The organism is Chryseobacterium sp. KACC 21268 (assembly GCA_028736075.1).
Taxonomy (GTDB): domain Bacteria; phylum Bacteroidota; class Bacteroidia; order Flavobacteriales; family Weeksellaceae; genus Epilithonimonas.
In genome coordinates, this window is the sequence record CP117875.1 from 1,393,464 (window position 1) to 1,407,271 (window position 13,808).

14 protein-coding genes and 5 tRNA genes are annotated in these 13,808 nt (G+C 36.1%); 17 read left to right on the forward strand and 2 right to left on the reverse strand.

Annotated elements, in window-relative coordinates:
• Nucleotides 1–8: 8 nt before the first annotated feature.
• The 10 genes from PQ459_06650 (at nucleotide 9) to PQ459_06695 (ending at nucleotide 6,408) form a co-directional block, all read left to right on the forward strand.
• Entirely contained in the window at nucleotides 9–1,928 is a 1,920-nt protein-coding gene (locus tag PQ459_06650) for a sulfatase-like hydrolase/transferase (GenBank protein WDF48154.1), read from the forward strand.
• A gap of 163 nt (nucleotides 1,929–2,091) precedes the next feature.
• Nucleotides 2,092–2,508: a DUF2147 domain-containing protein gene (locus PQ459_06655; GenBank protein WDF48155.1), complete on the forward strand. Its 417-nt coding sequence runs from the start codon at nucleotides 2,092–2,094 to the stop codon at nucleotides 2,506–2,508.
• 127 nt (nucleotides 2,509–2,635) lie between these two features.
• A complete protein-coding gene (locus PQ459_06660; protein WDF48156.1) occupies nucleotides 2,636–3,619 on the forward strand; it encodes a pyruvate dehydrogenase complex E1 component subunit beta in 984 nt (327 codons plus the stop codon).
• A gap of 562 nt (nucleotides 3,620–4,181) precedes the next feature.
• A complete protein-coding gene (gene rpsU / locus PQ459_06665; protein ID WDF48157.1) occupies nucleotides 4,182–4,379 on the forward strand; it encodes a 30S ribosomal protein S21 in 198 nt (65 codons plus the stop codon).
• A 75-nt stretch (nucleotides 4,380–4,454) separates the two neighbouring features.
• Complete coding sequence (locus PQ459_06670; GenBank protein WDF48158.1) at nucleotides 4,455–5,333, forward strand: tyrosine-type recombinase/integrase; 879 nt, start codon at nucleotides 4,455–4,457, stop codon at nucleotides 5,331–5,333.
• A 69-nt stretch (nucleotides 5,334–5,402) separates the two neighbouring features.
• Nucleotides 5,403–5,693 (forward strand): HPF/RaiA family ribosome-associated protein, encoded by a 291-nt coding sequence (locus PQ459_06675; GenBank protein ID WDF48159.1) that lies wholly within the window; start codon nucleotides 5,403–5,405, stop codon nucleotides 5,691–5,693.
• A gap of 274 nt (nucleotides 5,694–5,967) precedes the next feature.
• Nucleotides 5,968–6,041, forward strand: a tRNA-Thr gene (locus tag PQ459_06680).
• An 18-nt stretch (nucleotides 6,042–6,059) separates the two neighbouring features.
• A tRNA-Tyr gene (locus PQ459_06685) sits at nucleotides 6,060–6,140 on the forward strand.
• Between the two features lie 85 nt (nucleotides 6,141–6,225).
• Nucleotides 6,226–6,298 (forward strand) — tRNA-Gly (locus tag PQ459_06690).
• Nucleotides 6,299–6,336: 38 nt separating this feature from the next.
• Nucleotides 6,337–6,408 (forward strand) — tRNA-Thr (locus PQ459_06695).
• A gap of 116 nt (nucleotides 6,409–6,524) precedes the next feature.
• On the opposite strand, the gene PQ459_06700 is transcribed toward PQ459_06695, so the two are convergent.
• Nucleotides 6,525–8,039, reverse strand: coding sequence for a DUF4394 domain-containing protein (locus tag PQ459_06700; protein ID WDF48160.1), 1,515 nt, complete (start codon nucleotides 8,037–8,039; stop codon nucleotides 6,525–6,527).
• 240 nt (nucleotides 8,040–8,279) lie between these two features.
• On the opposite strand from PQ459_06700, the gene tuf reads away from it, so the two are divergent.
• From tuf to nusG, 4 genes are all read left to right on the forward strand, one after another.
• Complete coding sequence (gene tuf, locus PQ459_06705) at nucleotides 8,280–9,467, forward strand: elongation factor Tu (protein WDF48161.1); 1,188 nt, start codon at nucleotides 8,280–8,282, stop codon at nucleotides 9,465–9,467.
• A gap of 55 nt (nucleotides 9,468–9,522) precedes the next feature.
• A tRNA-Trp gene (locus PQ459_06710) sits at nucleotides 9,523–9,593 on the forward strand.
• Nucleotides 9,594–9,606: 13 nt separating this feature from the next.
• The gene (gene secE, locus PQ459_06715) at nucleotides 9,607–9,810 is read left to right on the forward strand and encodes a preprotein translocase subunit SecE (GenBank protein WDF48162.1); all 204 of its coding nucleotides are present in this window, start codon (nucleotides 9,607–9,609) and stop codon (nucleotides 9,808–9,810) included.
• Between the two features lie 17 nt (nucleotides 9,811–9,827).
• Nucleotides 9,828–10,373, forward strand: a complete 546-nt coding sequence (gene nusG / locus PQ459_06720; protein ID WDF48163.1) for a transcription termination/antitermination protein NusG — start codon at nucleotides 9,828–9,830, stop codon at nucleotides 10,371–10,373.
• 106 nt (nucleotides 10,374–10,479) lie between these two features.
• On the opposite strand, the gene PQ459_06725 is transcribed toward nusG, so the two are convergent.
• Nucleotides 10,480–10,875 (reverse strand): hypothetical protein, encoded by a 396-nt coding sequence (locus tag PQ459_06725; protein ID WDF48164.1) that lies wholly within the window; start codon nucleotides 10,873–10,875, stop codon nucleotides 10,480–10,482.
• A 185-nt stretch (nucleotides 10,876–11,060) separates the two neighbouring features.
• On the opposite strand from PQ459_06725, the gene PQ459_06730 reads away from it, so the two are divergent.
• From PQ459_06730 to rplK, 3 genes are all read left to right on the forward strand, one after another.
• Nucleotides 11,061–12,719 (forward strand): hypothetical protein, encoded by a 1,659-nt coding sequence (locus tag PQ459_06730; GenBank protein WDF48165.1) that lies wholly within the window; start codon nucleotides 11,061–11,063, stop codon nucleotides 12,717–12,719.
• Nucleotides 12,720–12,756: 37 nt separating this feature from the next.
• Complete coding sequence (locus PQ459_06735; protein WDF48166.1) at nucleotides 12,757–13,212, forward strand: S41 family peptidase; 456 nt, start codon at nucleotides 12,757–12,759, stop codon at nucleotides 13,210–13,212.
• A gap of 149 nt (nucleotides 13,213–13,361) precedes the next feature.
• Nucleotides 13,362–13,805, forward strand: a complete 444-nt coding sequence (gene rplK / locus PQ459_06740) for a 50S ribosomal protein L11 (protein ID WDF48167.1) — start codon at nucleotides 13,362–13,364, stop codon at nucleotides 13,803–13,805.
• The last annotated feature ends 3 nt before the right edge of the window (nucleotides 13,806–13,808 follow it).

Consider the following 13,808-nt stretch of genomic DNA (forward strand, 5'->3'; position numbering starts at 1 on the left):
TTTGCAAAATGAAAAATTTGAGAGGGCAGGAAGTTTTGGCCTTGGTTTACAGACTTTTTTTGGTGTTTTTCTTTTATCAAATGGCGAGATTCCTGTTTTGGTTTTTCAATCGTGAATTGGTGAAGGTCGATGGAATTTCCGAATATTTCAAGCTTTCTTATTACGGGACTGCGTTTGACACGACTGCGATTCTTTATGTGAACTCGGTTTTTATTTTGTTAAGCATTATTCCGATTGTTATCAATACAAAAAAGAATTATCAGAAATTTCTGTTTTTCTGGTACTTCATCACGAATGGAATTACTTACGCTTTCAACTTTGGCGACATTATTTATTATAGATTTAGCCAAGCGCGATTGACTTCCGCTGTTTTTTCTGTAGCTAAAAACGAAAGTAATATCGGAAAGGTCTTTTTCAATGCGGTTTTGCAGAATCCGTTTGTGATTGTTTCCTTTATTTTAATGATTTTCCTGTGGATTTTCCTTTACAAAAAAGTGAAAGTGGAAGAGGAGAAACCTAAAAATTTAATCAAATATTTTGCCTCATCTGTTGCTATTTTGTGTGTAATAGCACTTTTAGTGGTTGGCGGAATCCGTGGCGATTTTAAACATTCCACAAGACCTATTAATTTGGTTGATGCCAACAAACACGTCAGCAATCCACTTCAAGGAAACTTAGTTCTGAACAGTGTTTTTTCATTTTTCAGAACGATTAATACCAACAATTTCAAGCTCGTCAATTTTGTTGATGAGAAATTCATTAATCAAGAAATTAAACCTTATAAATTATACGAAAGGGAAGTGGGAGACAAGCCAAATATTGTCATTTTCATTATGGAAAGTTTCGGAAAAGAATATTCTGGGGCTTTTAATAGAAATTCGAACATCAAAGATTTTGTTTCCTACACGCCATTTCTCGATAGTTTGGCAAAAGAAAGTCTGATTTTCACCAATGCGTTTGCGAACGGAAGACAATCCATCCACGGAATGAGTTCTGTGCTTGCGGGAATTCCGAGCTTGACCGATGCTTTTACGAGTTCCCCTTATTCCAATCAAAAAATCCAGTCGATTGTTTCGGTTTGTAATGATTTGGGCTACGACACGAGTTTCTACCACGGCGCGCCAAATGGCTCGATGGGTTTTCAAGGTTTTGGGAATATTTTGGGTTTCAAACATTATTTTGGAAAAAACGAATACAATAATGACAAGGACTTCGACGGAATGTGGGCGATTTGGGATGAACCATTTTTTCAATATTTTGCGAAGAACATTGGGAAAAAGCAACCGTTTATGTCCACAATGTTTTCAGCTTCGTCTCACGACCCGTTCAAAGTCCCGGAGAAATATCACAACAAGTTCAAATCTGGGCCATTGCAGATCCACGTTCCAATCCAATACACAGATTTTGCGTTAAAGAAATTCTTCGAAACGGCGAGCAAGCAATCTTGGTATCAGAACACAATTTTCGTCATAACGGCCGACCACACCAATCAAATCCATTATGAGGAATATCAAAAAGCGATGAACAGATTTGCGATTCCGCTATTGTTTTTCTCTCCAAATCCAAAATATAATTTGAAAGGAATTGATGACCGTTTTGCCCAGCAAATCGACATTTATCCAACTTTGGCTGACTTGCTTGGTTATAACAAAAAAATCAGAAGTTGGGGCAGAAGTTTGGTTTCGGACAAGAATGAAGATCATATGATCATCCATTCCGATTCCATCAATGAGCAAATTGTAATTGGAAACTACGTCTACATTTTTGATGGAAAAGAAGTGACGGGAATCTATGACAAAACAGATCTGGCGTTGTCCAAAAATCTGTTCAGCAAAAACCTTAATCCAGAACAAAAACTCGGAATCCTAAAAACAAAAGCGTGGTATCAGGATTATATGGATCGTGTGATCAACAGAAAACTGTATTAGATAAAGGTGTTTAATATTAAAAAATTCTGTCAATTGGCTTTATTTATGCTTTGGATAGCAAATAATTCTTGTTTGTTTAAAATTAATTTATATTTTTATCAATATTAATTTAACGTTAACAAGTTAATCACATCAAACAATAAACAAACTTAAAATAAAGACAATGAAAAAGTTATTATTATCATTTGCCTTATCATTCATCGGGGTTCTTTCATTTGCTCAGATCGAAGGAAAATGGAAAACTATCGATGACGAAACCGGAAAACCAAAATCCATCGTTGAAATTTCTAAAGATTCTAAAGGGAAATACAACGGGAAGATTGTACAACTATTGATCAAACCAGAAAATGCGAACTGCGTAAAATGTAAAGATGACCGCAAAAACAAACCATTAATCGGATTAGAGATCATCCGTGGTCTTTCAAAAGATGGCAACGAATTCTCTGGCGGAACCATTACCAATCCAAAAGACGGAAAATCTTACAAAACTGAGCTGGTACGTGAAGGTGATGTCCTGAAAGTAAAAGCCATTGTATTGGGAATTGCTGTTAAAACGCAAACTTGGCATAAAGTGAACTAACAATCTTTATGATAATTGACAGGCTTCCAGATGGGAGCCTTTTTTGTTATGCAGATAATAAAAAAATTAATACTTTTGTATTTCGAAATTTAACAAAGAACATTTTCATAATCAATATTACATTATAATGAAGGAATATACATTTCGTGAAGTAATTGCTCAGGCTATGAGCGAAGAAATGCGTAAAGACGAATCCATTTTTCTAGTAGGAGAAGAAGTTGCAGAGTACAATGGTGCTTACAAAGCGTCCAAAGGTATGCTGGCTGAATTCGGAGAAAAAAGAATCATAGATGCACCAATTGCGGAACTTGGATTTACAGGGATCGCTGTAGGCGCGGCAATGAACGGGAATCGTCCGATCGTAGAATATATGACTTTCAACTTCTCTTTGGTTGCGATCGATCAGATCATCAACAACGCTGCGAAAATGTACCAAATGACAGGTGGACAATGGAATATTCCAATCGTTTTCCGTGGTCCTACAGGTTCAGCAGGTCAGTTGGGAGCAACACACTCTCAGGCTTTCGAAAGCTGGTACGCCAACTGTCCAGGTCTCAAAGTGATCATTCCTTCCAATCCTTACGATGCAAAAGGCCTTTTGAAATCTGCGATCCAAGATAACGATCCAGTGATCTTTATGGAGTCTGAGCAGATGTATGGTGACAAAATGGAAATTCCAGAAGAGGAATATTACATCCCGATCGGAAAAGCAGACATCAAGAAAGAAGGAAAAGATGTGACTTTGGTTTCTTGGGGTAAGATTATGAAAGTAGCTTTGCAAGCTGCAGAAGACTTGGAAAAAGAAGGAATCTCTGTAGAAGTGATCGACCTTAGAACCATCCGTCCTTTGGATTACGATACGATTCTGGAGTCCGTAAAGAAAACAAACAGATTGGTAGTTCTGGAAGAATCTTGGCCATTTGCAAGCATCTCTACCGAGATCACTTATATGGTTCAGCAGAAAGCATTCGACTATTTGGATGCGCCGATCAAGAGAATTACAACGCCAGATGCATCAGCGCCATATTCAGCGCCATTGTTTGCAGAGTGGTTCCCGAAAGTGGAAAAAGTGAAAGAAGAGATCAAAAACGCTCTTTACATCAAAGCATAAAACAAAACTCCCGGATTCATTCGGGAGTTTTTATTTGTAGACTATGTTGGAGCTGTTTGACGTAAGTCGAATAGCTTTTTTAGATTTTTTATTTGGAGCTGTTTCCCGCTTTCCGTTGCAATCTTTTTTGCCCGACGATTTCCCTCTAAATAGAACTTTGAGCAAACGCAAAAAAGGATTTCCACTGCAATCGGGGCTAGGGATTTTGTCATCCAATCAACAAGACAGATAATAACACCATTTTGTCATTCCGTAGGAAGCCTAACAAAGCGGCTCGACATAGTCAATCTCAACTGTCGAGATTCCTACGGAATGACAAACTTAACGTCAAATTCTAATCTACAAAATTTGCTCAATCTGCGAGACACAAAAAAACTTTGATGAGTTTTACGTCTTTGCGAACCTTACAAAATATTTTCAATAATGTCAAAAAATCTTTGCGGTCTTTGCGTTAAAAATATTTAGATGGAAAAAGTTCTTTATAATATTAAAAATAACTCTTCAAAAATTTGCGAATTAATAAATAATTCATATTTTTGCAATCCAAAATGAGATGTAATATATGTTAATAATTCCAGTAAAAGACGGAGAGTCTATCGACAGAGCTTTAAAAAAGTACAAGAGAAAATTTGATAAAACAAGAGTTGTAAGAGAACTTAGATCAAGACAACAATTTATCAAGCCTTCTGTAACTTTGAGACAATCAAAACTTAAAGCAGCTTACAAACAAAGAAACGCAAGCATCGAAGAACAAGCTTAAGTTCTTTTTTGCAAAACATAAGAAAAATCACTTCCGAATTTCTATATTTGGAAGTGATTTTGCATTTATAGACCTATGATAGAAAGATTCCTGGAGTACATCGAAGTGGAAAAGAGATATTCTCCACACACGCTTACCAATTACACAAAAGACCTTTCGGACTTTTCAGCCTTTGTTTTGAAAACAGAAGCAACGGAAGATGTGGTCCACGTACATAAGAAAGTAATCAAGAATTTTATCGTAGAACTCAGCAATTCCGGTCTGGCTAAAAGAAGCATCAACCGGAAACTTTCATCACTCCGAAGTTTCTATCTATTTATGCTCCGTTTGGAGGAGATAAAAGTCTCGCCAATGGAAACCATAGATTCGCTCAAATTCTACGCAGAAAAGCGCATTCCGTTCTCTGTGGAAGAGATGGACACAATGAAAACGGAAGTGGAGGAGAAGGGACAGATGACACTTCTCGAGAAACTCATCATAGAAACGCTCTACCAAACCGGAATCAGAAAAGCTGAACTATGTAATCTCCTACTTAATAATGTCGATTTCTCAAAAAAAGAGATTTTGGTCATCGGAAAAGGAAACAAGGCCAGGATCATCCCGATCGCGGACGAATTGCTTTCCGATTATCAGACCTATCTTGCTACAAGACTTCCAGATCCCGAAAACCAGCAATACTTTTTCATCAATAAAAAAGGAAAAAAACTGGGAGAAAAATTTGTTTATGTAGTCGTTAATAGGTACTTTAGTAATGTTACTTCCAAGCAGAAAAGAAGTCCACATATTTTAAGACATACCTTTGCTACACACATTCTAAACGAAGGTGCAGAGATATCAAAGGTTCAAAAATTGATGGGACATTCCAGTTTGGCAAGTACGCAAGTTTATACCAGCGCGAATATTGAGAAACTGAAAGAAGTTTACAAGAACGCGCATCCAAGAGAGAAAAAATAAATTTGATAAAATAGAGAAGATGGAATGATTTTTACATTTTACATTGTTTAACCATTTAAAACAGACGTTATGAAGATTACAATTCAGACTGCAGGTGTCACACCGCACGAACCATTAAAAGAAAGAATTGAAAAAAAATTAGCTAAGCTTGAGACCTTTTATGACAAAATTGTTGAGGCTACGGTTTACCTTAAAGTTGAAAATACTACTGAGAAGTTAAATAAAACGACCGAGCTCGTTATCAAAGTTCCAGGTGATGATATCGTCGTAAAAAAGACTTGCGCTACTTTTGAGGAAAGTTTAGACGAATCTGTTGATACCGCTAAGAAACTGTTAATCAAGAAAAAAGAATTAGCTTAGAAAAAAATACGTTTTTTTGTAAAAAAACATTTGTAGGTTTCAAAAAAGAGTCTCATATTTGCACTCGCAAAACGGAAGCAACCGGATTGCAGAAATATGATCTTTAATTTGAAGCCTACTTTTTTGTTTAAACTGACTGTTTAGATTAAATAAAAAAAATCAAAATTTTTTTAAAAAATATTTGCAGGTTTGAAGAAAAAAGTCTCATATTTGCACTCGCAAAAAGGAAGTAACCTTAGCGCAAGATTGACGATCATTATTAAAAAAAATAAATGCCTCCATAGCTCAGTTGGCTAGAGCAGCTGATTTGTAATCAGCAGGTCGTGGGTTCGAGTCCCTCTGGAGGCTCATTTATAGAAAAATTTTGGGGAGATACCAGAGCGGTCAAATGGGGCTGACTGTAACTCAGCTGCTTCGGCTACGTAGGTTCGAATCCTGCTCTCCCCACTTTTTTTATAAAAAATTTATTTGCAGATTATAAGATTTATTTCTAAATTTGCACACCGTTAACCAACCTTTTTGGAAACAAAATGCGAAAGTAGCTCAGTTGGTAGAGCGTCAGCCTTCCAAGCTGAATGTCGCGGGTTCGACCCCCGTCTTTCGCTCAAAATCACAAACCTTACGGAATGTGATTTTTTTTTAGGCCGACTTAGCTCAGGGGTAGAGTGCTTCCTTGGTAAGGAAGAGGTCACGGGTTCAAATCCCGTAGTTGGCTCAGAAGGTCCCGAATCCGTTCGGGATTTTTTATGTTTAAATTAAAACTGTTGTTAAAATAAGAAGCCCAGAATAGATTTCTATTCCGGGCTTCTTTATGAAGATCTAAGGTTGTTTTTAGAATCCTAATCCTACAGCAAATCCTTTGACCATATTCGGATAGTTTGAAACAGCTGTTGCGGCTGCATTCGTAGTGTTTACCGTATAGATTTTAGTTTCAGTACCGACGGTCGCTACCAAGTATGCTTTCTGGCTTGTACTTCCGATATCAAATCCGTTGTTTGAAGTGATGTTGATTCCCAAAGCGCCTCGTTCTACTAATGTTCCAGCATTCGGTGGATTTTGAAGATATAATTTATCGGTGTTGTGGTCGATTACAAACAGTGAAGTCGTTGTTGCGCCAGCGAAGTTGTCTGTGTACGCTGCAGAGCTTAACGTCGGTGTTCCCGGGTTTATGATGCCATCTACTGCTGCCACAGCGCCATCAATTGGATTTAATCTAAGATTTTGTCCAGCATCACTTACGACTCTAATTCTGTCAACCGTCGGATTGAAATCAAATCCGAATTCGGTTCCGATAAGTGGTGTAGAAAGTGTTCCAGAGCCAACTTGAGTTGCAGCGCCAGTTCCTAGATTGATCGTGTAGATTCTGCTAGAGCTTCCCAAAGCGTAAAGTTGTCCATTCAAAGGTCTAAAGTCGATTCCCAAAATACCTTCTCCATTTTGCAATCCAGTGATTGCTTTTGAAACGGGTTCTGGTTTGTTGGGGTTAAAGATTTGTAGTGTATTCGAAGCATCAATAGCGTAAGCAACGGCATCAGTTGGAATAGCAATGTCGATCAGTTTTTGAGATAAGGTTCCAATGTTTGTGGTTTTACCATTGGTAAGGTCCAACGTGTAAAGATTGTTTTTAGAATCTTTAGTGGTTGCAATCAATGCCACGCTATTGTCCGGATTGATGTCAAATGCTGCCTGTCCAGTGAAGGTGATTCCCAAACTGCCGACCTCTACCAAAGTTCCATTATTCGGCGGGTCTTGTTTGAATAATTTTCCTGAAGTCATATCCAGATCATATAGAATTGTAGAAGAAGCACCTGATTTACTATTGGTGTAAGCGATTCCGGCAATCGAAGATGTAGTGGCAATGCTGGTGTCCATAGCGGCAAGAGCTCCATTTTCAGGATTTAGACGAAGATTTTGGCCTGTATTTGAAACCAATCTGATGCGGTCCACTGTAGGATTGAAATCAATGGAGGCGATTGTTCCCGTAATTGCGGGCGTGAAAGCCGTCGTGCTTACAACTCTGGAAGTTGCTGTCGCAGTATTGATGATGTAGAACTTACTAGCATTAGACAAAGCGTAGAGTTCACCTGTAGCTGGTCGGAAATCAATGCTTAACAATTTTTCTCCTGTAGCAATACCTGCAATTGCGGTTTTCGAACTGAACGTAGAAGGGTTGTTGGCGTTGAAAGCAACAAGTTCATTGTTCTCCGTAAGTCCATAGGCCAGTTGATTTGGACCCACGGTTACAGCTGGTTCTTCCGGCATTCCGGTGATGGTGTCATCATTATCACAAGAGATTACCGAGACAATGGCAACAGTTGCCACACAAAATTTGAATAATTTTTTCATAAAGCTTATTTTTTTAGAGTTTCAATAAGCATATACGAGATAAAAATGATATTGGATTTAATGCGCTTTTTTTAATTGATTTTTTTATGTAAATTTGCAACGTCAAAAGACAAAAATGCTTTGGTTTGTGGTTTTTGAATTTGAATATCGAAATTTTTAATAAAAATATTTTTGATATTCAAAAAATCGTTATATTTGCAAACCGAAAAAAATAAATAATTAATTAATAAATATTAAATCATGGCAAAGGAAACGTTTAATCGTAACAAACCCCACTTGAACATTGGTACTATTGGTCACGTTGACCATGGTAAAACTACACTTACAGCTGCAATCAGTAAAGTGTTATCTGATAAAGGATTCGGAACTGCAAGAGATTTCTCTTCTATCGATTCTGCACCAGAAGAAAAAGAAAGAGGTATCACTATCAATACTGCTCACATCGAGTACGAAACTGCAAACAGACACTACGCTCACGTTGACTGTCCAGGTCACGCGGATTACGTAAAAAACATGGTAACTGGTGCTGCTCAAATGGATGGAGCTATCCTAGTAGTAGCTGCTACAGACGGACCAATGCCTCAAACTAGAGAGCACATCTTGCTTTGCCGTCAGGTAAACGTACCTAACGTACTTGTTTTCATGAACAAAGTAGATATGGTAGATGATGAAGAATTATTAGAATTAGTAGAATTAGAGATCAGAGATCTTTTATCTTCTTACGAATATGACGGAGACAACGCTCCAATCATCCAAGGTTCTGCTTTAGGTGGATTGAACGGTGATGCTAAATGGGTAGGTAAAATCGAAGAATTAATGGATGCTGTTGATACTTGGATCGAACTTCCAGTTAGAGATCAGGATAAACCATTCTTGATGCCAATCGAAGACGTATTCTCTATTACAGGTAGAGGTACTGTTGCAACTGGTAGAATTGAATCAGGTGTAATCAATACAGGAGATCCTGTTGATATCGTAGGTATGGGTGATGAGAAATTGACTTCTACTATCACTGGTGTTGAGATGTTCAGAAAGATCTTAGATAGAGGTGAAGCTGGAGATAACGTAGGTCTATTGTTGAGAGGTATTGAAAAAACTGACATCAAGAGAGGTATGGTTATCGCTAAGAAAGATTCTGTTAAACCACATAAAAGCTTCAAAGCAGAGGTTTATATCCTTTCTAAAGAAGAAGGTGGACGTCACACTCCATTCCACAACAAATACAGACCTCAGTTCTACGTTAGAACAACTGACGTTACAGGTGAGATCTTCTTGCCAGAAGGTGTAGAAATGGTAATGCCTGGAGATAACTTAACTATCACTGTAGAATTGTTGCAACCAATCGCTCTTAACGTAGGTCTTAGATTTGCGATCAGAGAAGGAGGTAGAACAGTAGGTGCTGGTCAGGTTACTGAAATCACAGACTAATTATCTAAATAATATAAAAAGTTCCGTAAGGAAACTTACGGAACTTTTTTAATCTACGGGCATCGTCCAATGGTAGGATACCGGTCTCCAAAACCGTTGATCTGGGTTCGAATCCTAGTGCCCGTGCAAAAAGAAAATAATGAGCTTAGTAGAATTTTTAAAAGGTTCTTACACAGAATTCAAAGATAAAGTAGAGTGGCCAAAATGGGCAGACTTGCAATCTTCTACGATTGTAGTTTCTATCACTACTGTTATTCTTGCTTTATTTACATTCGGAGTGGATTCACTTTTCAGTGTAACGATAAAGAATTTTATTGCGACGTTTATTAATATGTTTAACTAATCCCTAATACTTTCCTAATGAGCGAATCGAAATGGTATGTGCTGAAAGCTATTAGCGGACAGGAAAATAAGGTGAAGAACTATATTGAGAGCGAGATCCAGAGAATGAATATGGAGGCTTACGTCACTCAGGTAGTAATTCCGATGGAAAAAGTGATCCAAATCAGAAATGGTAAGAAAGTTCCGAAAGAAAAACCTTACTATCCTGGTTACCTAATGGTGGAAGCTGATCTGATTGGAGAAGTACCTCACGTAATCAAAAATATCCCTGGCGTAATTTCTTTCTTAAGTTTGACAAAAGGAGGTGAGCCAGTTCCAATGAGAAAGTCTGAAGTCAACAGAATGCTCGGAAGAATGGATGAACTTTCTGAATTTGCTACAGATGTAGAAATTCCTTTCGTAGTTGGAGAAAACGTGAAAGTGGTCGATGGTCCTTTCAACGGATTCAACGGAACGATTGAAAAAATCTTAGAAGACAAGAAAAAAGTGGAAGTTTCTGTTTTGATCTTCGGAAGAAAAACGCCAATGGAACTAAGCTTTATGCAAGTAGAAAAAGTAGTATAAAAAATTATACTTTTAAAATATAGAAAGCTATCAAATTTTGATAGCTTTTTTTTGTGCTCTAAAATAAATTTAAACTCAGAAAAAATCAATTCATTATTATTGAAAATCATTTGAATTTATTTATAAACAAAAGTATCGCAGAGAATATAAACGCAATCCCAATCATATTAATAACCCATGAAAAAGGCGCATCGCTCTCTTTCGAATATCCGAAAGTAGGATGGTAATTTCTGTAAATTGAATTTTTTGCTTTTTCATCTTCTGAAATATACAATTTCTTGTCTGAAATTATTTTTCCTTTATAATCAAAACTTACGGAAGCGGAATAGTTGTAATTAATATTAGTGTTTTTTTTATAAGATGTACTGTCAATTTTATGAATTTTCACATTCACTTGATCTCCTAGATAATAGGAAAGAGTAGATTTATAGGAGATTGAAAAAATGAAAATTCCAAAAGAACCGAAAATGATTCCGATAATGATTTTTGTAGTTGAGTTCATTTTTTAAATTTAAAAATAATTTAAAATAATCTGCCTTCATTCTTTTAAGATTTGTTAATTCTGAAACAAGCATTTCTTCTCAAAAAATCCTAACAACTATTAATATTTGTTAATTTTCTTTAATGAAATTAAATATGCTTAAAAGGAATAGCGATTAGTTCTATTTTGGCCAAAAAAAATTATCTATGAAGAAAACTACGTTATTATTTATTTTGTTTTCAGGAATGGTGTTTTCTCAAACTACTGCTGAACTTCAAAAATTAAAAGATTTTGCTAAAGCTTACGGAATTGTAAGATATTTTCATCCGAGCGATGAAGCCTCGCAAATCAACTGGAATTATTTTGCTTCCTACGGAATCGAACAAATATCCAAAGCAAAAGATCAAAAAGAATTTGAGGGAACTCTGAAAAATATATTCTCGCCAATTGCGCCTTCTGTTACATTTAATGAAAAAAAATATGTTTGGAATGATAAAAATTTGGTTCCCGTTTTTTGGATTCATCAAGGATTGGGAATTGATGTCGTAAAAGAAAAAAGTATTTATTCTAGCAAAAGATCGAACAGGGCAGAATCTTCGAGAAAGATATTTAATTTTGTTTCCTTAACGATGAATCCTGAGAAAATTGATTCTCAAATAAAAATTACCTACGAAGCAAAAAGTACAAATGACACCGAAAGTTTTGTGTACACCAATGTTTATAACGCCGGAAATGAAAAGCCAAATTTTAAAACACATCAACACGAACCTGTAACTTCGAATAATTGGGAGAAAAAAGAACTGTTGATTGATAATGATAAATCAGTTAGTAAAATTAATATAGGCTTGATGTCTTCAAAAGGGGGATCCGAATTTCAAAATTTAAAACTTTTGTATTTGAATGATAAAAATGAATGGATTTCCTATAATCTTCCAGGTTTCACAGATGTTAACTGGAAGGCGAATAAACCAACGAACCAAACTGAACGTTCAGATTCTGTTTTGAAAATTGTAAATAAATCTAATGCAAATGCCGATTCTCACACGATTGATTGGGATAAATATCTTACAATAAATCTCTCAAATAATTTTAATTTGAACGTTCCAACTGTGGTTTATTCCGATGAAAAATCTACGTTGCCTATTTCGGACAAGCTCAAATTTGATGAATTGAAATCTCAATTAAAATCTGGAAAATTCAATAGAAATATCGCTCTGGCAAACGTCATCATCAGTTGGAATATTTTTAAACATTTTTATCCTTACCAAGATGTTGTGAAAACCGATTGGGACAAAGTGTTGGAAGAAGCCTTGAAAGATGCTTATGATGACCAAAATGAAGATGACAATTATCTTACACTGAAAAAATTCACTTCGAATTTTGATGACGGACACATGTCGGTTTTCAACAAAAGTGTGAATGATAAAAACAAATTTGCTCCCGGAATTGCTTTGAGGTTTTTAAATAATGAATTAATTGTTAAAAGTGTTGCTTTAGGAATTGTAGGAGTTGAAAAAGGCGACATTATCACAAAAATTAATGGTACGGAAACTCAAAAAGTCATCGCTGATCTGCAACAATACATTTCCGGTTCAAAACAGTATAGAAATTGGTTAGCTCCACAATCTTTACTGAGAGCGGCGGAAAACAGCACCATTACTTTAACTTTAAAAAATAATAAAGAAATTATTGTAAAAAGAGACCGTGAATATTCTCAGAATTTTGATTTTTACACAAGAGAAGATGTCACAAAATCGAAAGAAATAAATCCTGAAACCTATTATGTAAATATGGATAAACTTTCTGCCGAAGAAATGGAAGCCGAAATTCCCACCATTAGAAAGTATAAAAAATTTAATTATTGATCTAAGAGGATACCCAAGAACCGACCAATCGCATCGATTGCTGAATTATCTTTTGCCTGTTGAAGATTCTACAAAATGGCTTTGTGGAAGAGAGATTTATCTCCCTGATTTTAAAAATTATAAAGAAACTTGTAATGGTCATCGTTTAAGAAAATTTATTTCAGATCATCCGCTGAAAACCAATAACGTATTGCTTGTTGATGAAAGAAGCGTAAGTAATGCAGAAATGTTTTCGCAAGTAGTAAAACATTACAAATTAGCAACAATTATTGGCAGAGCAACAGCCGGAGCAAACGGAAACAGAAATGATATTCATTTATTAAACGAATTTACGATTGGGTTTACAGGCTTAAAGGTAATCAATCCCGATGGTTCCCAATTTCATGCAGTTGGTGTTGTTCCCGATATTTTTATTAATGAAAGTCAGCAAGATATCAAAAACGGAAAAGATGTGTTTGTAGAAAAGGCTTTAGAAATTTTTAGTAAAAAATAACTAAAAATCAACACATTCCGTTTGCTGTTTCAAAATTTATTTATACTTTTGCAATCCGAAATGTAGGTCTTCTTTTATGCGAAGTGACTTATGTTGAATAATTAATGCTTCCACATTCAATTATTTATTAATCAAATCAAAACATTAAAATGGCTAAAAAAGTCTTTAAAATGGTAAAACTTCAGGTGAAAGGTGGCGCTGCCAACCCTTCTCCACCAGTAGGTCCAGCATTGGGTTCTGCAGGTGTGAACATCATGGAGTTTTGTAAACAATTCAACGGTAGAACTCAGGATAAACCTGGTCAAGTTCTTCCGGTAGTTATCACGGTGTATGAAGACAAGTCTTTTGAATTCATCATCAAAACACCTCCAGTTGCAATCCAATTATTGGAAGCTGCAAAATTGAAAGGTGGTTCTGGAGAACCTAACAGAAACAAAGTAGGTGCTGTATCTTGGGCTCAGGTTCAGAAGATTGCAGAGGACAAAATGGGAGATCTTAACTGTTTCTCTGTAGATCCTGCAATTTCTATGGTAGCTGGTACTGCTAGATCTATGGGATTGAGAGTAACAGGAACTAAACCAACTAACGCTTAAAAC